The organism is Yersinia sp. 22-579, from assembly GCF_030433455.1.
Classification (GTDB): Bacteria; Pseudomonadota; Gammaproteobacteria; order Enterobacterales; family Enterobacteriaceae; genus Yersinia; species Yersinia enterocolitica.
Map to the genome: position 1 here is coordinate 197,821 of NZ_JAUJTZ010000001.1, position 21,714 is coordinate 219,534.

The following is a 21,714-nucleotide window of genomic DNA, read 5'->3' on the forward strand; positions in this document are numbered from 1 at the left end:
ATTATGTTACAGCAAAATAGCAATGCAGGAGAATTACAACTGAATGCCGCCGATCTGGCCTGCGCCAGAGAGTTATTGGCCGCTCATCAGGAGAGTAAGGATCCCAGCCCAATGTATGACTTTTTAGCCAGCAAAGGCGATCGTTATGCCAGGTTGGCGAATGGTGTAGCGAAAGGGGATTCGATCGCCGGTGCCATGGCTATTCACTATTTGGAGAGCGTGGCCGCCAGCCACAATCAACCGATGACAGCGTCACAGCTTAATAATATCCGCTATGATATGGCGCATGGCTATCTTAATACCCAGCAAAAGAGGCTGGACGCAAGCCCCACAGGAATTATCTATGGTGATATCGATCATAAACAAGCAGCATTATTTCATAATGATGTTTTTGGGAAACATGAATTACCCTCCAAGGCCTGGACGCTGGATCCGGTATTTAAGGCTATCGAGCCTAAAATTCGGCCTGCTTATTGGCAGTGGGTGCTGAATGCGGCGGATAATCCCAAAGCAGAATTAATGCTTTCTGTGGATACCTACCAAAAAATGGCGTTGTCTGTGAAAGTGGCCCCTGATGATATTCGGGCATCCTCGCGCGAATGGTTTGACAGAGTCGATTCGCTCTCAGGCTATTGGGCGTTAGCCAAAAGCAGCACCCGCCAACTCTTTAGCACCGAAGAAGAAGCGGCACTGTTTTCAAGCGAGATATGCAATTTTGATATCAATATCAGCCCAACCCCCCAAGCGGTGCAGCGTATTGCCGATGAAGATCAGGCGCGGCACGATGTCACTAACGGCTATCTGGTGAATAAACCCACCCACAGCTTCTCCTTTAGTGATGGCACTTTAGATAACACCGATTTTACCTCGGTGCAGATGGGGGGGTTGGCATCGGGCGGTATTCGCCCGGGGGAAGTGCAACTCGACCCCAATGTGCAGCCCAGCCGTTATTTATCGGATTATTATCTGGAACGACCCAGTTACATACTGCCGGAAAGCGGCTTATTTGATGCCGCCACCCTCAATGGCCTGTCGGCGCAAACCACCGTCAATACCTATGTTGACCCACTGCTGCTGGATTTGAGTGGTCAGGGCGTGAGTATGACCGGCATTGAAGATGGCGTGCTGTTTGATACCGATAACAGTGGCAGCTTAAAGCGCACCGGCTGGACGGGGCCGGATACAGGCATGCTGGTGCTGGATAATGACAGTGGGAAAATTGACAATATCAGCCAGATGTATTCGGAATATTACGGCGGTAGCGCCGGTATTAATGGTCAGCCGGGGGAAAAACGCTATCGGGATGGTTTTGCCGCGCTGGCCAGTGAGGATGCCGATGGCAATGGCGCGATTGATAGATATGATCCTGTCTGGCACAAATTGCGTATTTGGCAGGATGTTTCCCATAACGGCAAGGTCGACGCCGGTGAACTGAAAACGCTGGATGACTGGCGGATTACGCAAATTAAAGTCAACGCCAGTGCGGTCGAAGAACAGGATAGTCACGGCAATCGGATAGTGGCGCGAGCTTTTTTCTCCATCAGAGGCCGCAGACGCGAAGTGCTGGCGGTGAATTTCGCCAGTTCGCCGGTGAGTAATACCATTACTAAACGTGATGCCAGCGGCGCATTTATTCGTTCTGACAGCGGCGAGGTCACCACCACCGCTTATGTTCAACTCACGGATAACAGCAGTGTGCTATCGGCCGACCGGCTGAAAGTTAATAATATTTATGGCGGTCATGGGGATGATTTTTTAATGGCCAGCGCCAAGGGTAGTTGGTTAGTCGGCCGTGGTGGCAGTAATACTTATATGGGCAAGACTGGCGACGATGTATTTGTTATCAGCGCCAGTGATGACACGAACAATATTAAAGGCAGTGGCGGGCGCGATACGGTGCTGATTGTCGGTAAAAAAGGCGTGGCGCTGAATATGGCGCGCAGTGGTATCACTCTGGCTCAAGGGGGGGATGGCGACGATATTATTGTCAGTGGCGGCAATAACAGTGTGTTTATTAAAGCGGGCAGCGGGAATACCACCTTGGTGGGCGGGGGCGGCAATGATGTACTGGTCGGTGGCAGTGGAAAAAACCTGATTGTTGGTGGTAGTGGCAAAGCGGTTATTTATGCAGGATCACAGGGCGATACCATTTATGCCTCAGAGCAAGGCAGTATTATCTATGCCGGTGGTGGTGCGGACAGGATTTACGGCAATGAAGGTCATGATGTTATTGAAGCGGGACACGGCGATGCACAGATTGATGGTGGCGGGGGGATCAATCTGGTGACATTGCATGGCAGCTATGCGGATTACACCATTACTCGCACTGATAGCGGCTTTCAGATAAGGGATAAAGTGGCAGGTCGTGATGGCACTCTGACACTGAAAAATATTCAAAAATTGAATTTTGCCGATATCTCCGCGGTAGATCTAAATACCAATAATATTATTCCAGTCGATGATGTATTGTCGTTGAGTCAACCAGGCAGAACCCTTCATCGGCGCTGGGCGCAGCGCATTCCCGCAGCCAGCTTGCTCGCCAATGATTTACAGTTTAATGACGGAACACCTGGCTACCTATCTGCGGTCGGCGATGCAGTGGGGGGCACGGTCAAGCTTAACGCTCAAAAGGACGTCATATTTACACCTGATAGCACATTCACTGGAGTAATGAGTTTTAAATATGAGGTGAAGAGTGGCAGCGGCGATCCGGCGATTTCTGTGGTTGATTTGTCCACGGGGGAGTCGGCAGGAATGAGGGGGACGGTGACGCTATTAACACCAGATATTCCCCACGATCCTTTTGTTGCCAAACAAATTTATTTAAATGATATCAATGTGATACCTGTATGGCAGGATTATACCGGTAAAGGCATAAGAATAGGGCAATTTGAACCTGGTGGGCCATTTGCCACTGGGCCAGAGATTTTCGATATTCAACACCCTGATTTAGCTGCCAATGTTGACCCCATCTGGCTGGCAACACAAAACAGCGCGGGTACACTACCCACCGATGTTTCCAATCATGCCACTATGGTTGCTGGGGTGATGGCCGCCACCAGAAATGGTGTCGGTGGGGTAGGGGTGGCTTATGATGCGACCTTGGGCGGCCATTACCTGAGCAATAATGGTGCGGATATGACCACTCTGGGTAAAATGTCCAGCTATGATGTGGTTAACCATAGCTGGAGTTCCCAACCTGATTTTGCGCTGAGCCATACCGCCGGTGGGGCGCTTAATCTACCAAACCTCCTCAACACGACACTACATTATGCGGCGGCCAATGGCCGTGGGGGATTAGGCACCGTTATTGTGACTGCGGGCGGGAATCAACGCGAACAGGGGGGCAGCACGCAAGGCTCGCTGATGAGTCATAGTCGTTTTGCTATTCAGGTCGGCGCAATTAATGGGGCAGATGATTTGTCCATCTTAAAAACGCGGACATTACCTTTCTCCAATCCCGGAGCCAGTTTATTAGTTTCAGCCCCCGGTAACCATGTGCTCTCGAGTAGTGTTGAGTTAGAAACGGAGCGCGGGGCGGTCTTTGGTAGTGAATACAGCACCGAACAAGGTACCAGTTTTGCCGCGCCGATGGTCTCCGGTATTGCCGCACTGATGCTGCAAGCCAATCCGAATCTGGGCTATCGCGATGCTCAACAGATCCTCGCCTTGTCGGCTCGTAAGGTGAATGATCCGGCCACCCAGTGGCGCATTAATAATGCCAAAAATTGGAATGGCGGCGGGATGCAGGTAAGCCATGATTATGGTTTTGGTATGGTCGATGCACGGGCGGCAGTGCGTTTGGCAGAAAGTTGGATGAGTAAAAATACCGATGCTAATCAACAAAGTTTGGAAAAAAGTCATTATTACGCTATGTGGAAACGGCTGTATGCTGGGGACGTTGATACCTCATCGATTACTATGACAAGTGGCTTGAATGTTGAACAGGTAGAGGTTGATGTCAGTGCTGCTGTGGGGCGGTTGGGCGATTTGACGGTGAAACTAATTTCGCCGGGTGGCAGCGAGAGTATTTTGTTAGTTCGGGCCGGGAAAAAACCAGCGGTCAACGATACCGATATGGGCAGCGCACTATCCGGTGAATTTAACTATACCTTTATGTCGACACATTCTCGTGGAGAAGATTCTACCGGCCAGTGGAAATTGGTAGTTAAAGATGCCAAAGAGGGTTTACCCATCAAGCTCAATCGCTGGTCACTACGACTCTTTGGTCACAAAACTGGCGCTGATGATGTCTATTTTTATACTGATGAGTTTGCCGCTCAGGTTGCAGAGCAACCTACACGAGCCATCTTAAATGATGCAATTAATGGTGTGGCCGGTGGCCGAAATACGTTGAATGCTGCGGCTATGTCAGGCGCGGTGAAGATCAATTTAGTGACTGGAGAGGCAAACCTTGGCGGGACAACTCTGACGATTAACTCCCCGCAAACGATTCATAATATAGTGAGTGGTGATGGTAACGATGTTTTAACCGCAGGCCGGAATAATAGTTTGCTTGATGGTGGGCGAGGTAGAAATACCCTGGAAGGAGGCGCGGGCAAAGAGATATTTGTGGTGCGTAAACGCCCACAGGGGCATGACCGTATTATTAACTTTGAGGCAGACAAACGTGAGGTCATTAACTTAGTTGGCTTTGCGGAAAAAGGATTCAGCGAATTACGGTTAAAACAACGGCAGGGTGATGTTCAGATCAAACTAGCTGATGGTCAAATAATAACTATCGGAGGCCAACAGGTTGCCGCATTGCAGGCCCATCATTTTAACTTTCAGGATACCTTTACCGCGCCTGCCCACTATGTTGATAGCAGCAAATCAATGGATAACCCCGTACGTAAGGCAACCGATATTTTGCTGAATGGCGGCGGAGGAGGTATCTCTTTACGCACCAATGCTCAGGGTAAAATGGTGGCTTCATTGTCGGGGACTGTCTATCAGCGGGAGAATACAGAACCCAGTACTTTTGTCGTGGTTCCCCAAGAGGAACAATCGGATTATCGCAATACCGTTCGTGGATTTAGGCATGGTATTGATAAAATTGATTTAAGTGCTGTCGGCATTCGTAATTTCACTGAGTTATCTGTAACGAAAAGAAATGCGATGATTATTAATGGATTGGCTCTTGTTCAAGGTGTAGATATTGAGTTTGGCCCGAAGGGTAAAAGTATCAGCTTAATGTATCTGGATGGATTGGATATTGAGCAACTTGATGCTCAGGATTTTATTTTTGCTGACACTGAACCGATGCTGGCGAATGCCCCATTTGTACCAGATAATATTACTCAACTGGTTAATATTATACCTGATTTTGATGGCGCGACCCGAGCATACGAAGGCATCTATCCACAACCTAAACTGCCCCAGTTTGTTTCTCATATTCTAACGGCGAGCAATTATTAATCATATGCCAGCGATTGACTATAGAATTCAGATACCCACTCAGTTGAATGGGTATTTTGACAAGGTTAATGCAGAATATGGAGATGTAAATTACTTCGCCTGCGCACTTCTAACGTCTTTTCCTGCTTCCCAAATCCGGTATTTCACATCAACGCCCTGTGGTACATAAACCACAATTGGCAAGCGGCTGTTATAGCGCTGCATAGCAGCATCACCCAGATTGGCGGCGATAAATTGTGGGCGGCGGGTGTTATCCGGGCAAGCCATCATGGTTGAGGCAGGTTCGGAGATTTTATCCATCACCAAATAGTCAAAGCCCCAGCCAGACAAGGTTCTGGTTTCCAGATTGCCACCGAGCATATGGCGGTTGCAGTCAACTTCAATGGTTTTACCGATCAGCAATTCAACTTTGAAGCGGCTTTCGTCTTCTTGTGGCTCGAGGAAAATGACTTGGCGGCTCATGCCTTTTTCAGCTTGAGGATAAGGCGCAATCTTCTCTAACGGCTGTTGTTGATTAAGTGGCGGCTCGGTAGCGGCAATAGTACTGGCAGAGGCGGCCATTAATAGGCTGGTTATGGCGATTGACAGTTTTTTCATCTTTTGTCCCTATGATTTTAATTCCAGATGCAAAAATATCATCTATTCAACAGGCTGATTATAGGTGAAATCCGATTGGCTGATTTATCTATCTGCTTAAAGCTCGATTTCAATATCGCCCTTTGGCTGACAACAACAGGGCAGGATCTCGCCAGTCTGGATAAATGCCAGCGGCTGCTGTTGATAGCAGACCTCGCCTTTCAGCAAGCGCAGGCGGCAGGAGCCACAATAGCCAGAGCGACATTGGTATTCGATGGCTACCTGATGATATTCAAGCGTTTCTAGCAAGTTACGGCTGTTAGCGGGGCGGTTAAGTCGAGCACCGGTGGTGCTCAACGTCACAATAGATTTCATGGATTACAGCTCGAAATCACTCAGGTCATCAGCACTGACTTCTGAATCAATCTGACCGACCAGATAAGAACTGACTTCAACTTCCTGCGGCGCAACTTGTACGTTATCAGACACTAACCAAGAGTTGATCCACGGAATGGGGTTGGTGCGGGTATTGAATGGTATGCCCAGACCCACGGCTTGCATGCGGATATTGGTAATATATTCCACATATTGGCACAGGATTTCTTTGTTCAGGCCAATCATAGAGCCGTCACGGAACAGATACTCTGCCCACTCTTTCTCTTGTTGTGCGGCCAGAACAAACAGGTCATAGCATTGTTGCTGACATTCTTCAGCAATTTCAGCCATTTCCGGGTCGTCTTCGCCACTGCGCATCAGATTCAGAATATGTTGGGTACCGGTCAGATGCAGGGCTTCGTCGCGGGCAATCATTTTGATGATTTTGGCGTTACCTTCCATCAGTTCGCGCTCGGCAAAGGCAAAGGAGCAGGCGAAGCTGACGTAGAAACGGATGGCTTCCAGCGCATTCACACTCATCAAACACAGATAAAGCTGCTTTTTCAGCTCACGCAGATTCACCACGACGGTTTTACCGTTCACCTGATGGGTGCCTTCCCCCAGCAGATGGTAGTAACTGGTCATCTCAATCAAATCATCATAATAGGCTGAGATATCTTTTGCGCGTTTGAGGATCTCTTCGTTGGTCACGATATCATCAAAAACAATCGACGGATCGTTAACGATATTACGGATGATATGAGTGTAAGAACGTGAGTGAATGGTTTCTGAAAATGACCAGGTTTCAACCCAGGTTTCCAGCTCAGGAATAGAGATAAGCGGCAACAGGGCGACGTTAGGGCTGCGGCCCTGAATGGAGTCCAGCAACGTTTGGTATTTCAGGTTACTGATAAAAATGTGTTTTTCGTGATCTGGCAGGGCGTTGTAATCGATACGATCGCGGGAAACATCAATTTCTTCTGGACGCCAGAAAAACGAGAGTTGTTTCTCAATCAGTTTTTCGAAAATAGCGTGCTTTTGTTGGTCGAAACGTGCCACGTTGACGGATTGACCAAAGAACATCGGTTCGAGTAACTGATTGTTTTTATTTTGCGAAAAAGTGGTATAGGCCATGATTTCCTCAGGGACAGCAAAGGGCAAATGAAGATAGGCCCGTGATGACCCCTTGTGGGATCATCGGGAGGGCCTGAACTCAAAATCAGATCTTACATGCACCGCCTTCACAGTCGTCATCACCCGGCTGACTTTGGATATCTTCCTGCACATCATCAGCACCATCGCGGGTGTTTTGATAGTAAAGGGTTTTTACGCCAAATTTGTAGGTGGTGAGCAAATCTTTCAGCAACTGCTTCATCGGCACTTTGCCTGACGGGAAGCGGGTTGGGTCATAATTGGTGTTAGCTGAAATCGCCTGGTCGACGAATTTCTGCATCAAACCAACCAGTTGCAGATAACCATCGTTATTTGGCATATCCCACAGCAGTTCATAAGCATCTTTCAAGCGTTCATACTCAGGGACAACCTGACGCAGGATACCATCTTTCGAAGCTTTGATACTGACATAGCCGCGTGGTGGTTCAATACCATTGGTGGCATTGGAGATCTGCGAAGATGTCTCGGAAGGCATCAGTGCTGACAGCGTGGAGTTACGCAGGCCGTGAGTTTGAATATCCTTACGCAGCGTTTCCCAATCGTAATGCAAAGGTTCGTCACTGATGGTATCCAAATCTTTCTTATAGGTATCAATCGGCAAAATACCCTGTGAATAGGTGGTTTCGTTGAACCACTGGCAAGCACCTTGTTCACGGGCCAGCGCATTTGAGGCTTTCAGCAAATAGTACTGAATAGCTTCAAAGGTGCGGTGAGTCAGATTGTTGGCGCTGCCATCGGAATAACGAACGCCATTCTTCGCCAGATAATAGGCAAAGTTAATCACACCGATACCCAAGGTACGGCGACCCATAGCACCGCGTTTTGCTGCGGCAATCGGGTAATCTTGATAATCCAGCAATGCATCCAGCGCGCGTACAGCCAGCACTGCCAAGTCTTCTAAATCATCAAGGCTATCAATGGCACCTAAGTTGAACGCCGACAAGGTACAGAGCGCGATTTCACCATTTTCGTCGTTAATGTCATTTAACGGCTTGGTTGGCAAAGCAATTTCCAGACACAGGTTTGACTGGCGCACCGGCGCAATTTTCGGGTCAAACGGGCTGTGGGTGTTGCAGTGATCTACGTTCTGAATATAGATACGACCAGTAGAAGCACGTTCTTGCATCATCAAAGAGAATAACTCAACCGCTTTGACTCGTTGTTTACGGATGCTGTCATCTTGTTCGTATTGAGTATAAAGGCGCTCAAATTCGTCTTGATCGGCGAAGAACGCGTCATACAACCCTGGAACATCGGATGGGCTGAACAGGGTGATATCTTCACCTTTCAGCAAGCGCTGATACATCAGCTTGTTGATTTGCACGCCGTAATCCATATGGCGGACGCGGTTGCCTTCCACCCCACGGTTGTTTTTCAGCACCAGCAGGCTTTCAACTTCCAAATGCCACATCGGGTAGAACAGCGTGGCTGCACCACCACGTACCCCCCCCTGCGAACAGGATTTCACCGCAGTTTGGAAGTGTTTATAGAACGGAATACAACCGGTATGGAAAGCTTCACCGCCGCGAATTGGGCTACCCAGAGCACGAATACGGCCCGCATTGATGCCGATACCGGCGCGTTGTGACACATATTTCACAATGGCGCTGGAAGTGGCATTGATGGAATCCAGGCTGTCACCACACTCGATCAACACGCAAGAACTGAACTGGCGGGTCGGGGTACGGACGCCGGACATAATTGGCGTTGGCAATGAGATCTTAAAGGTAGAGATAGCATCATAGAAACGCTTGATGTAATCCATGCGGGTTTCGCGCGGGTAGTTAGAGAACAAGCAGGCGGAAACCAGAATGTACAGGAATTGGGCACTTTCATAGATCTCGCCGCTGACGCGGTTTTGCACCAAATATTTGCCTTCCAACTGCTTAACAGCAGCATAGGAGAAGTTCATATCGCGCCAATGGTCGATGAAAGTGTCCATCTGTTCGAACTCTTCTGCGGTGTAATCTTCCAGCAGATGTTTATCGTATTTACCCATCTCCACCATTTTCGTCACATGGGCGAATAATTTTGGCGGTTCAAACTGGCCATAGGCTTTTTTGCGCAGATGGAAGATAGCCAGACGTGCGGCCAGATATTGGTAATCTGGTGCATCGCGTGAGATCAAATCTGCGGCAGCTTTGATGATGGTTTCGTGGATATCGGCGGTTTTGATGCCATCATAAAACTGAATGTGTGAACGCAATTCTACTTGAGATACTGAGACGTTATGTAAACCTTCCGCGGCCCAGTCGATGACCCGGTGGATTTTATCCAGATTGATGCGTTCTTTACTGCCATCGCGTTTAGTAACAAGTAGGCTTTGGTTCATGTGTTCGTGACCTTTGTTCCCCTTACTCAGTGTCTATACAGCACAAATTTACGCACTCCATGATTAAGATAATCACTGAGGTCGTAGTGTATTGTTCAGTATGTAAACACAATATATAGGGGGTGGGTGGTGGATAGATAACAAGATAGTGAGTATTGAGACTTTTGGCAAGTGAACAAGATCGCTAAATTGTGTGGATAACTTGGGGGTGAATTGTTACGAAAGGCTCACAGGCTGCGTCATTACTGGGGCTTGCTGCCCGACACTCTGGGGGATAAGATTTTACCGAAAATCTTAAAATCATGATCGTTTGCCGGTTTATTAAACATTAGAAAAAAACAGCATAACTTATCGCTTTTATTGTTCAAAAAGACGCTTTCTGCCTAATTTTCTGATTGACGCGGCATAAAGCGACAAAATGGTGCGCGAAGACACAAAAAATGGATACATTAAGGGCAATTTGCTCCATCAGAGAGCAATCAAGTGACTGGCTCTCTGACAGTAATAATCTGCGCTTTATGCTTCATCCCGTTGAGTGTGCACCATATAATTCACATCAACATTACGGCCCAGCTTGAAATGGTCTGTTATCGGATTGTAATGCAATCCAATAATATGGCGTTCGCGCAGTGGGGTTTGGTCCACCCAACTAATCAGTTCTGACGGGCGGATAAACTTTTTCGCATCATGGGTGCCTTTCGGTACCATCTTCAAGACATATTCCGCACCAACCACGGCCATCAGCCATGATTTGGTATTGCGATTAATGGTCGAAAAGAAAACGTGACCGCCGGGTTTGACCAGTTGTGCGCAGGCGCGAATAACCGATGCAGGGTCAGGGACGTGCTCGAGCATCTCCATACAGGTCACAACATCGTAATACTGCGGGTGTTTTTGCGCGTGGCTTTCGACTGTTTCCTGAACATAATCAAGCTTGGTGCCGGTTTCCAGTGCATGTAATCGAGCCACTTGTAGCGGCTCGTAACCCATATCCAACCCGGTAACCTGCGCACCTTCACGCGCCATGCTTTCAGCTAAAATGCCACCACCGCAACCGACATCCAGCACTTTCTTCTCGAAAATACCGCCAGCGCGCTGCAAAATGTAATCAAGGCGCAGCGGGTTAATACGATGGAGCGGCTTAAATTCACCTTCCAAATCCCACCAGCGGGAGGCAACTGCCTCAAATTTGGCGATTTCTTGTTCATCGACGTTCTGATTAAGGGCGGTGACATCTGCGCACATGATAGAGTTCTCACTGTTTTGCTTCTTTGCGCGGATTATACATAACTCGTTTCGACAAACATCATGCAGTTTCGCCAAAATCTGCGATTTGTGATATAGTTTCGTACCTTTAAATCCGGTAATTAGTAGAGGGATAGCGGCTCAATGAGCGACCTTGCCAGAGAAATAACACCGGTCAACATCGAGGAAGAGCTGAAAAGCTCCTATCTGGATTATGCGATGTCCGTTATTGTCGGACGTGCGTTACCAGATGTCCGGGATGGACTGAAACCGGTGCACCGTCGCGTACTGTTTGCGATGAATGTACTGGGTAATGACTGGAATAAGCCATACAAAAAATCGGCCCGTGTAGTCGGGGACGTTATCGGTAAATATCACCCGCATGGTGACAGCGCGGTCTACGACACAATTGTGCGTATGGCCCAGCCGTTCTCACTGCGCTATATGCTGGTGGATGGGCAGGGCAACTTCGGTTCCGTTGATGGCGACTCCGCCGCAGCGATGCGTTATACCGAAATCCGTATGTCTAAAATTGCTCACGAATTGTTGGCGGACTTAGAAAAAGATACCGTCGACTTCGTGCCGAACTATGACGGTACGGAGCAAATTCCTGCCGTAATGCCAACCCGAATCCCTAACTTGCTGGTTAACGGCTCGTCAGGTATTGCTGTCGGTATGGCAACCAATATTCCGCCGCATAACCTTTCTGAGGTTATTGATGGCTGTCTGGCCTATATCGAAGATGAAAACATCACCATTGAAGGGTTGATGGAGTACATCCCGGGGCCAGATTTCCCAACTGCTGCGATTATCAATGGTCGCCGTGGTATTGAAGAAGCTTATCGTACTGGCCGTGGCAAGGTGTATATCCGTGCCCGTGCTGAAGTTGAGGCTGACGCTAAAACCGGTCGCGAAACCATTATTGTTCACGAGATCCCGTATCAGGTGAACAAGGCGCGGTTGATAGAAAAAATCGCCGAGCTGGTTAAAGAAAAACGCGTAGAAGGCATCAGTGCGTTGCGTGATGAGTCTGATAAAGACGGCATGCGTATCGTGATTGAAATCAAACGTGATGCTGTCGGGGAAGTGGTTCTGAACAACCTCTACTCTCTGACGCAATTGCAGGTGACTTTCGGTATCAATATGGTGGCTCTGTCTCAAGGGCAGCCTAAATTACTTAACCTGAAAGACATTTTAGTTGCTTTCGTGCGTCACCGCCGTGAAGTGGTGACTCGCCGTACCATTTTTGAACTGCGTAAAGCACGTGACCGCGCACATATCCTTGAAGCGCTGGCTATTGCACTGGCTAACATCGATCCGATTATCGAGTTGATCCGCCGTGCAGCAACACCTGCTGAAGCGAAAGCCGGCTTGATTGCCAGCCCATGGGAGTTAGGCAACGTTGCAGCCATGTTGGAACGTGCCGGTGGTGATGCTGCCCGCCCTGAATGGTTGGAAGCTGAGTTCGGTATCCGTGACGGCAAATATTATCTCACCGAGCAGCAAGCTCAGGCGATTTTGGATCTGCGCTTGCAGAAACTGACCGGCCTGGAGCATGAAAAACTGCTGGATGAGTATAAAGAGCTACTGACCGTCATTGCCGAGCTGATCTTTATTCTGGAAAATCCAGAGCGCTTGATGGAAGTTATCCGCGAAGAGTTAGTTGCTATTAAAGAGCAATATAATGACGCGCGTCGGACTGAAATCACGGCGAATACCTCTGACATCAATATTGAAGATCTGATTAATCAGGAAGATGTGGTTGTGACATTGTCCCATCAGGGCTATGTCAAATACCAACCTCTGTCTGATTACGAAGCTCAGCGTCGTGGTGGTAAAGGTAAATCGGCTGCGCGTATCAAAGAAGAAGACTTCATTGATCGCCTGCTGGTCGCCAACACCCACGATACTATTTTATGCTTCTCCAGCCGTGGCCGTCTCTATTGGATGAAGGTCTATCAGTTGCCGGAAGCCAGTCGTGGCGCGCGTGGTCGTCCGATCGTCAACTTGTTGCCGCTGGAGCCAAATGAGCGTATCACCGCCATCCTGCCGGTGCGGGAATACGAAGAAGGTCGTCACATCTTTATGGCTACCGCTAGCGGCACCGTGAAGAAAACCGCACTGACCGAGTTTAGCCGTCCACGCAGTGCCGGTATTATTGCCGTCAATCTGAATGAAGGCGATGAACTGATTGGTGTCGATCTGACCGATGGCACTAACGAAGTCATGCTGTTCTCTGCATTGGGTAAAGTGGTTCGCTTCCCTGAATCGCAGGTCCGTTCGATGGGCCGTACCGCGACCGGTGTACGCGGTATCAACCTCAATGGCGACGATCGGGTTATTTCTCTTATCATCCCTCGTGGCGATGGCGAAATCCTGACTGTGACTGAAAACGGTTACGGTAAACGTACCGCAGTGGAAGAATATCCAACCAAGTCCCGTGCGACTCAGGGGGTTATCTCCATTAAAGTTAGTGAACGTAATGGTAAGGTTGTTGGGGCGGTACAAGTCGCGCCGACTGACCAAATCATGATGATCACCGATGCCGGTACGCTGGTACGTACCCGCGTATCAGAGGTGAGTGTTGTGGGGCGTAATACCCAGGGTGTGACACTTATCCGTACCGCTGAAGACGAGCATGTCGTTGGCCTGCAACGTGTAGCTGAGCCGGAAGAGGATGATGACATCCTTGAGGGTGAATCATTAGAAGGTGAAGAGGGCAGCGAGGAAGATGCTGCACTGAATGCACCAGAAGATGAAGATGCTGCTGGCGAAGCAGAAGACGATGACAACGCATAATGCGTAAATGAAATAGGAGCCAGCTTACGAGCTGGCTTTTTTATGCTGACTTTTTAATGAGTCATGGGTAGTGTATTCTGTTATTACGCAGCCTGCCCGGCGATGCTTTCATCATGGAATCAGATTGAAATATCTTTCTTCATTTCGCACGACGCTGAAAATCTCCCGTTACCTATTTCGGGTATTGGCGGTCATGTTATGGTCACTTGGCGCACTGCTGACCACTTTTTATATCCTGAACATTCTTAACGAGAAAAAATCAGATATTCGTCAGGAATATAATACTAACTTTGAGCAGGCGCAGAACTACATTAGGCACTCTTCCGACATTATTCGTGATATCAAATATATGTCGGAAAACAGGCTTAATCACAATACTGCGAGCAGTGACATTGCTTCGGGCGCTTTTATCAAAAATAAAGCCACGCCCAAATATTACCCACTCAATTCAGCAGCTGATTGCGCCACACTTAATTCGTCTCGCCATTCATCATTAGATTCTCTCAGTAATCTTATTTTGTATTGGAAAGAGAACTTCGCTGCCGCCTATGATCTTAATCGGATATTTTTTATTGGCAGTGACACCATGTGCATGGTGGACTTCGATATTCGCAATGTTCCGATGGAGCAAGAAAGCTTACTTAAGTCGCTGAGTGAACATATTGCACGGTATCGTGAGGCCAATAATCAGGATAAAGACAGCCCGCTATATTGGGTAGTCCCCGGCGTGCGTCCTGAAATAGGCACCTTATATGTGCTTAGCCCACTTTATGTGGGGAATAAGTTAGAAGCATTAGTTGGCACGGAACAGACTATTCGTCTGGAAGATTTTATCTCCTCCGGCCCGTTGCCCATTGGCGTGACTTTGCTGGATCAAAATAATGAGCCAGTATTACGTCTGGCAACGGGTGAACGCGATGCTTCGATGTTGGATGACTACCCAGATACTCCCTCTTACTTTGGCTATGTGGACGATTATAATTATCTTTTGCTGAAAAAGAATTTACTGCCGTCCCCCCTAAGTATTGCCTATTCCTTGCCGGTCAAAACCATAATAGAGATATTCAAGTTATTAATTTTTAATGCTTTGTTGCTGAATGCTCTTTCTGCGGTGGTCATATTTACCCTGGCCTGGTTGTTTGAGCGAAAAATGTTCCATCCGGCTGAAGATAATGCTTTGCGCTTGGAAGAACATGAGCAATTTAACCGTAAAATTGTGGCCTCTGCTCCGGTGGGTATTTCCATTCTGCGGATCAGTGACGGCACCAATATCCTCAGTAACGAATTAGCACATAACTATATTAACTTGCTGACCAATGAGGATCGTGAACGTATTACGCGCATTATTTGTGAGCAACAGGCGAATTTTGTCGATGTGATGACCAGTAATAACAACAATCTACAAATCAGCTTCGTTCACTCCCGCTACCGTAATGAAGATGTAGCGATTTGTGTGCTGGTAGATGTCAGTTCACGCGTAAAAATGGAAGAGTCATTGCAGGAAATGGCGGCAGCGGCGGAGCAGGCCAGCCAATCAAAATCGATGTTTTTGGCAACGGTTAGTCATGAGCTGCGCACTCCGCTGTATGGCATTATTGGTAACCTCGATTTATTGCAAACCAAAGAATTACCTCACGGTGTTGAGCGTCTGGTGACGGCGATGAACAACTCGTCAGGGTTATTGCTCAAAATTATCAGTGATATTCTCGACTTCTCCAAAATAGAGTCCGAGCAACTGAAAATTGAGCCAAGTGAGTTTTCCACTGTAGAGGTGATAACACATATCACGGCGAACTATTTACCGCTGGTGGTGAAAAAGCGTTTGGGCCTTTACTGCTTTATTGAAGCTGATGTTCCACGGCTGATGTTGGGTGATGCGGTTCGCCTACAACAAGTTATCTCTAACTTACTTAATAACGCGATTAAATTTACTGACACCGGTTGCATCATTTTGCAGGTAAGGGTCCGTGGCTATTACCTGGAGTTCCGCGTGCGCGATACCGGTGTGGGGATAAATTCACGTGAGATAAATCAGCTATTTGATCCGTTCTTCCAGGTGGGAACGGGGGTACAGCGCCATTTCCAAGGAACCGGGTTAGGGTTGGCAATTTGTGAGAAATTGGTCAACCTGATGGACGGCGATGTTGAAGTGATTTCAGAGCTGGGGATGGGCAGCATTTTTGCCATTCGTATTCCTTTGTATCTGAAAGGAGTTCAACATCATGTCCAAAATGCAGTCTTGCCGAAGAGTGAGCGCTGGCAAGGGAAAATACTGTGGCTGGATATCCGTAATGCTCGTCTTGAGAGCTATTTACTCGATCTGTTAAGTCACTTTGGTGCGACTATCCAACGCTATAGCAATGAGCAAACATTGCAGGATCAAGTGCTTATCTGTGATTATTTACCACAAATAAACGCGCCATTATCAACATGGATTCAGCTATCCATTGAACATATTGGTTTACCACAAGAGACTCGTCCAGGTTATTGGTTGCTTAGCACATCCACATTGCTGGAAATTATCCCATTATTGGATCACATATTGTTGGATCAGCGAGTTGTTGAGGACACACCACTGGCGTTGCCTGCACCGAAAACTAATCTGGATGAGAATGCAGATCTGCACATTCTGGTGGTGGATGACCATCCTATCAACCGGCGGTTGTTGGCTGATCAATTGACAGCTTTAGGTTATCGGGTCATTACGGCTAATGATGGGCTGGATGCTCTGGCGGTGTTGAATACAAATAGTGTCGATATTGTGCTAACTGACGTGAATATGCCGAATATGGATGGTTATCGCCTGACTCATCGCCTGCGAGAACTGAATCATAATTTCCCGGTAATTGGTGTTACGGCTAATGCCTTGGCCGAAGGCAAGCAGCGCTGTATTGAAGCGGGTATGGATAACTGTTTATCTAAGCCGGTAACATTGGATACTTTGCGCCAGATGTTGCGATATTATGGCGATAAGGTGCGAAAAACCCGCTAAAGCCTTTGTACTTGAAGCTGCAGGGTTGTTAGCTACACTCGCTCACCCAAATCACTTACTAGCCATTGACCTTAAAATAAGTAAGCTCATTGGGATTTGCTCGTTTGCTGCCTACCTGCAACTCCAATTACTTTGGCTTATGGTGTTGAGCTTGAAGCTGTAGTTTCAAATATGAAGGGGATAATAAACCCGGCGCTGCTGAGCAATGCCGGGTTGGGGAACAGAAATTATTCTTTGTCTTGGCCAATAGTGACAGAGGAGAGGTAGTTTAACAGGGCAATATCATTATCCACGCCCAGTTTCAGCATCGCCGACTTCTTCTGGCTACTGATGGTTTTGATGCTGCGATTTAGTTTTCTGGCAATTTCAGTTACCAGGAAACCTTCAGCAAATAACCGTAAAACTTCACTTTCTTTCGGTGATAAACGTTTGTCACCGTAACCATTAGCGCTGATTTTCTCCAACAGCTTAGCCACACTTTCAGGGGTGAATTTTTTCCCTTTCTGTAATGCTGCCAAAGCCTTAGGTAAATCAGCAGGCGCGCCTTGTTTTAGTACAATCCCATCAATATCCAAGTCCAAAACTGAACTAAGAATAGCAGGGTTATTATTCATCGTTAGTACTATTATGGCTAAATCTGGGTAGTGTCGTTTTATATATTTTATCAATGTGATGCCATCACCGTACTTATCTCCAGGCATGGAGAGGTCAGTAATTAGCACGTTGGCATCGAGTTTAGACAAGTTGTTAATAAGCGCTGTGGAGTCTTCAAACTCCCCGACAACGTTTACCCACTCAATTTGTTCAAGTGACTTTCGGATGCCAAACAACACAATTGGATGGTCATCAGCAATAATTACATTAAGGTTGTTCATGGTTATGGGTTACCTTGCTGCAACAGTCTGGTGACGAAAGAATCAATTTGACTGATGCTATTTTCGATCTTCAACCGATCGCCATCTGCGATATGCTGTTCTAATGTTTCACACAGTTGTTTGCCGATAAGCAAATTCAACATAGCAAATACGCCTTTCAATCGATGTGCGGTCTGCGAAAGCGATATGAAATCACGTTGCTGAAGTTCAGTATACAGTTTCTTCAGATCTACCGGTACTGTCTCAACAAATAAGGAATAATAGTCACTGGATTTTAGTTGTTGCTCGTAAGCATTTATATCATCAGCAGCAATGGATTCAGGCTTTTCAATGTGTTCATCAGATGAAATCTGCTGTTCGATTAATAATAATATTGCATCAATGACTGCACTTCCTAAATTATAATTTACCCGAATATAATTATCCTGCAACTGCTGCATTCCTGGTTCGTCAGATGCAAGTAATAAAGTAAAGTTATCATAGTGTTGTGGGTTGTCAGTCACTGTCACATCATAGTCTCGGCCCGGCAAGCGGTCATCGACGATAATGCAGTTAGCGCCAAATGAATTCAATAATGTTGTGATTATAGAACGCACTTCTTCTGACGTTATATCTAATAATACCGTGACACCATCCAATAATTTCTCTTGTTCCTCCTCCTGCTCATTTTGGATAGCAATCGTAACCCGGATTGTATAACGAGTACCTATATCAACTTTGCTACGAATCTCTAATTGACCGTTTAATTTTTTACATAATTGGTTACATAAAAAGAATGTTAACCCCGAACTGTGATTGTATCTGTCGGCCAATGTTTGGCTGAGGAAAGGGTAATTAAGATTACTGATCTCTTCATCAGAAATGCCCACACCCGTATCGGTAATTTGAATAATCAGTTGTTCCGGGTGTCCAGGCTCATGATCCACATTAAGCGTTATCTTACCGTAAGCAGTCGTGATAACAGAATAATGCAGTAGTAATGAAAGTATTTTACGCAATACTTTTTCATCACCAATGTAATTTTGGTCGAGGCCAACAAGATAATGATTAAACAGAGTTAACCCTTTCTGATTTATCGCTGGCAGCACATCCAGTAGCAGCCCATCAATTAATGCCGACAGGGAGAAACTATGTTGTTCTGGTTGCCAATCCTGAGTTTCTAAACGTGTTAGTAAGGTAATATTATCAATCAGCTCAATGATACTTTCAGATTGTTCTGCCAGTTTGCTCGCTAATTCATGTTGCAACGCCGGGTCAGTAGTATTTTGTAATTCTTTGGCCGTTTGATTGAGGTTATTAATGGGTTGATTCAGTTCAATACCCAGGTTATGGAGCATTAGTTTACGGGCTTGCAGGCTTTTGTCGTATTCACGTCTGGCCTGTTGTAGGCGTTTATTGACCAAAACTTCTTTATCCTGGTCATGGAGCAGGAAAAGATAGGTTTCAGGCGAAAACTTACTGCGGAACATCCTGATTTCGTAAACTTCATTATTCACCGTGCCCTGAATCACCCCGTGGTGCTGTTCTGCCATATGGGCAATTTTTTGCAGGTTAAGGTGAGGCATCAGGTTATCGGCTATCTGATTACTGGCGACTACCGCATTGCTACTGAAATTATAAACCAGTAGCCCTTGTGGCAAGCTGGTAATAATTTCCTGACTCAGTGATTTTTGCGCTTCTAATTGATCAAGGATATCTGTACTTGGGCGAACGAATTGGCGACGAATAAAATAGATCCCCAAAACAGCCAGAGCCAGTAGCAATATATTGGACAAGATTAGCCAGAAGTTATTTCTCAGCAAATCAATGGCCAGCACGGTCACCGGAACACGATAAACAATTTTCAACGACGCGTTGGCCAGTGGCGCTGAAATTTCAACCCAATAGCCATTGAGTGTCACGCTGGCAGCGGCAGTATCCTCCGGTGCCATCCCCTCATTAATCGGTGTTTTATCCGGTTGCAACAGGAAGTTCGAACGCGCCATATTCGGCGGAATTAAGTCATTAATCGGCAAATCAAAGGCAATGACCGTCGCCAGATGACCGGGATGATTAAAGGTGGTTCGAATCGTGAAATAGTAGGCGTTCTGGAAGCGTAATTTCCGCAATGGAGAGAAACTCTCACGCTCATCTAGCGTATTGGCCTGTTGTAGCATTTCTGCTCGCCGAGACTCTGCGGCGGCAGTCAGGTAGCTTTCTTTAAAACGCGAAGTGACTTCCTTTAAGGCCTGAGTGGTGATGAGGGTTAGGCTATTGTCCTGGCCGTTCAGATAATACATTGAGTAGGTATCATTCTGAGCTCCCCAATGGCTGTCGAGATAATCTGACAACTGCAAGGTCATGGCGAGTGTGGCAGGTTCGTGATTACCAAAAATGACGGCGTCAGTTTTTCTGCGCGGTTTTTCAATATAGTAAATATCAGGGCGCAGACGCACTTCTTGGGCAGAAAGAATATTTTTATCAGAGATATTCGGATTATTGGCAAAATCATATATCTGGTAGGTGTGGTAACGATAATCATCGATACGTTGCTGTAAACCGGTGGCAATATAGCTCAATGCGTGTTTTTTTTCTGTCAGGTAAGCATTGGTATAGTTGTAGCCATACAGCCCAACGGTGATGAGCAGTAATACGATAAACAGCCAGAAGCAGCGCGTAATGTTAGCTGAACTGGTAGATAACGAGTTATTTTGCATAACGATAATGCATATCCCTTGGTTAGCGCGTGACGGCTTTGGCACTGGCTGTCACTGTGAGTAACAAGACGGCCACGCAGCCAAAAGCGACCGATAAGTTACTGAGCTGGGCAACAAAACCAATGGCTGCGGGGCCTGCCAGAATACCGGCGTAACCGATAGTGGTTATAGAGGCCACCGCTAAATTGGCTGGCATGACAGTTTGGTTGCCTGCGGCAGTGAACAGGATTGGCACCACATTTGATGCACCCAGCCCCACAAGCATAAAGCCAATAAGGGCGGCGATTGGGCTATCAATGCTTATCGCGATGATAATCCCCACAGCAGCACATAAGCTGCCGCCTAATAATACCTTGTATCGGCCCAATCCGTTGACAATCCGATCACCATTTAACCGGCCCAGCGTCATCGCAATAGCAAATACTGCATAACCCATTCCTGCTTGTGAGGGGTCCATACCGCGCAGTGTGGTGAGGAAAACGGCGCTCCAGTCAAGCATTGAACCTTCAGCCAGGAACATCACAAAACACAAAAAACCGATAAACATCACCCATCCGCGCGGCAGCACAAACAGTGAGCCATCATGAGGCTCTCCGCTGCCCTGTAACAGATTTTTATTGGCGGTGAGTAATAGGATAATCATTAATGCGACGGTAGCAATGATGGCCGTGAGCGGGCTTAGCCCCAGCCACAATAATGCACTGACGCCGCCGGCACCGGCAATCCCCCCCACACTGAACAGCCCGTGGAAACCGGACATCATTGCGCGCCCACTGGCTTTCTCAACAATGACCGCTTGAATATTCATTGCAACATCTATTATGCCCATCGCCGCACCGAAGACCAGCAGCGCCAGCGCCATCGTCACGGGGGTATTCATCAACACCAGCAAGGGGAGGTCGAGGCAGAGCACAGCTCCCGCTAACAAAATCACCGCCCGGCATCCCCATTTTGCTGTGAGCACTCCGGTCAGGGGCATAGCAAGCATCGATCCAACACCAATGCACAATAATAGTAAGCCCAGTGAGGCATCGTTAAGACCTATCCGTTCTTTGGCAAAGGGTACCAGTGGTGCCCAGGCGGCCATTCCCAATCCGGAAATAAAAAATGCGAGCCGAGTCGAGACTTGCTGCGCAACACCGGGCTGCACTGTTAATTGGTGTGTTTTGGCGGTCATGAGGTATGGGATCTGCGATTGATATGAATAATAAATATAGACAGACGTTTCTATCA

The 21,714-nt window shown here is 47.3% G+C and carries 11 protein-coding genes; 3 read left to right on the top strand and 8 right to left on the bottom strand.

Translation table 11 applies throughout. The annotated features are described in order from the left end of the window. Window positions 1-3: 3 nt before the first annotated feature. The gene (locus QSV56_RS01050) at window positions 4-5,418 is read left to right on the top strand and encodes a S8 family serine peptidase (protein WP_046694811.1); all 5,415 of its coding nucleotides are present in this window, start codon (window positions 4-6) and stop codon (window positions 5,416-5,418) included. 90 nt (window positions 5,419-5,508) lie between these two features. Here the strand turns inward: QSV56_RS01050 and eco are convergent, their stop codons facing one another. From eco to ubiG, 5 genes are all read right to left on the bottom strand, one after another. Next, window positions 5,509-6,015 (bottom strand): serine protease inhibitor ecotin, encoded by a 507-nt coding sequence (gene eco / locus QSV56_RS01055; RefSeq protein ID WP_050122509.1) that lies wholly within the window; start codon window positions 6,013-6,015, stop codon window positions 5,509-5,511. Window positions 6,016-6,111: 96 nt separating this feature from the next. Further along, window positions 6,112-6,369, bottom strand: coding sequence for a class I ribonucleotide reductase maintenance protein YfaE (gene yfaE, locus QSV56_RS01060; RefSeq protein ID WP_019083527.1), 258 nt, complete (start codon window positions 6,367-6,369; stop codon window positions 6,112-6,114). A 3-nt stretch (window positions 6,370-6,372) separates the two neighbouring features. Next, a complete protein-coding gene (gene nrdB, locus QSV56_RS01065; RefSeq protein WP_011815971.1) occupies window positions 6,373-7,503 on the bottom strand; it encodes a class Ia ribonucleoside-diphosphate reductase subunit beta in 1,131 nt (376 codons plus the stop codon). An 85-nt stretch (window positions 7,504-7,588) separates the two neighbouring features. Next, a complete protein-coding gene (gene nrdA, locus QSV56_RS01070; RefSeq protein WP_019082046.1) occupies window positions 7,589-9,874 on the bottom strand; it encodes a class 1a ribonucleoside-diphosphate reductase subunit alpha in 2,286 nt (761 codons plus the stop codon). A gap of 516 nt (window positions 9,875-10,390) precedes the next feature. After that, the gene (gene ubiG, locus QSV56_RS01075; RefSeq protein ID WP_301210291.1) at window positions 10,391-11,119 is read right to left on the bottom strand and encodes a bifunctional 2-polyprenyl-6-hydroxyphenol methylase/3-demethylubiquinol 3-O-methyltransferase UbiG; all 729 of its coding nucleotides are present in this window, start codon (window positions 11,117-11,119) and stop codon (window positions 10,391-10,393) included. Between the two features lie 144 nt (window positions 11,120-11,263). On the opposite strand from ubiG, the gene gyrA reads away from it, so the two are divergent. After that, a complete protein-coding gene (gene gyrA, locus QSV56_RS01080; protein WP_076707329.1) occupies window positions 11,264-13,918 on the top strand; it encodes a DNA topoisomerase (ATP-hydrolyzing) subunit A in 2,655 nt (884 codons plus the stop codon). A gap of 124 nt (window positions 13,919-14,042) precedes the next feature. Continuing rightward, the gene (gene rcsC, locus QSV56_RS01085; protein WP_076707330.1) at window positions 14,043-16,910 is read left to right on the top strand and encodes a two-component system sensor histidine kinase RcsC; all 2,868 of its coding nucleotides are present in this window, start codon (window positions 14,043-14,045) and stop codon (window positions 16,908-16,910) included. 227 nt (window positions 16,911-17,137) lie between these two features. Here the strand turns inward: rcsC and rcsB are convergent, their stop codons facing one another. Genes rcsB through QSV56_RS01100 form a run of 3 tightly spaced genes read right to left on the bottom strand, consistent with a single transcriptional unit; the run spans window position 17,138 to window position 21,658 of the window. Then, entirely contained in the window at window positions 17,138-17,785 is a 648-nt protein-coding gene (gene rcsB, locus QSV56_RS01090) for a response regulator transcription factor RcsB (protein ID WP_004389433.1), read from the bottom strand. A gap of 2 nt (window positions 17,786-17,787) precedes the next feature. After that, the gene (gene rcsD, locus QSV56_RS01095; RefSeq protein WP_076707331.1) at window positions 17,788-20,481 is read right to left on the bottom strand and encodes a phosphotransferase RcsD; all 2,694 of its coding nucleotides are present in this window, start codon (window positions 20,479-20,481) and stop codon (window positions 17,788-17,790) included. A gap of 22 nt (window positions 20,482-20,503) precedes the next feature. Continuing rightward, window positions 20,504-21,658, bottom strand: a complete 1,155-nt coding sequence (locus QSV56_RS01100; protein ID WP_046694815.1) for an MFS transporter — start codon at window positions 21,656-21,658, stop codon at window positions 20,504-20,506. Window positions 21,659-21,714: the final 56 nt, after the last annotated feature.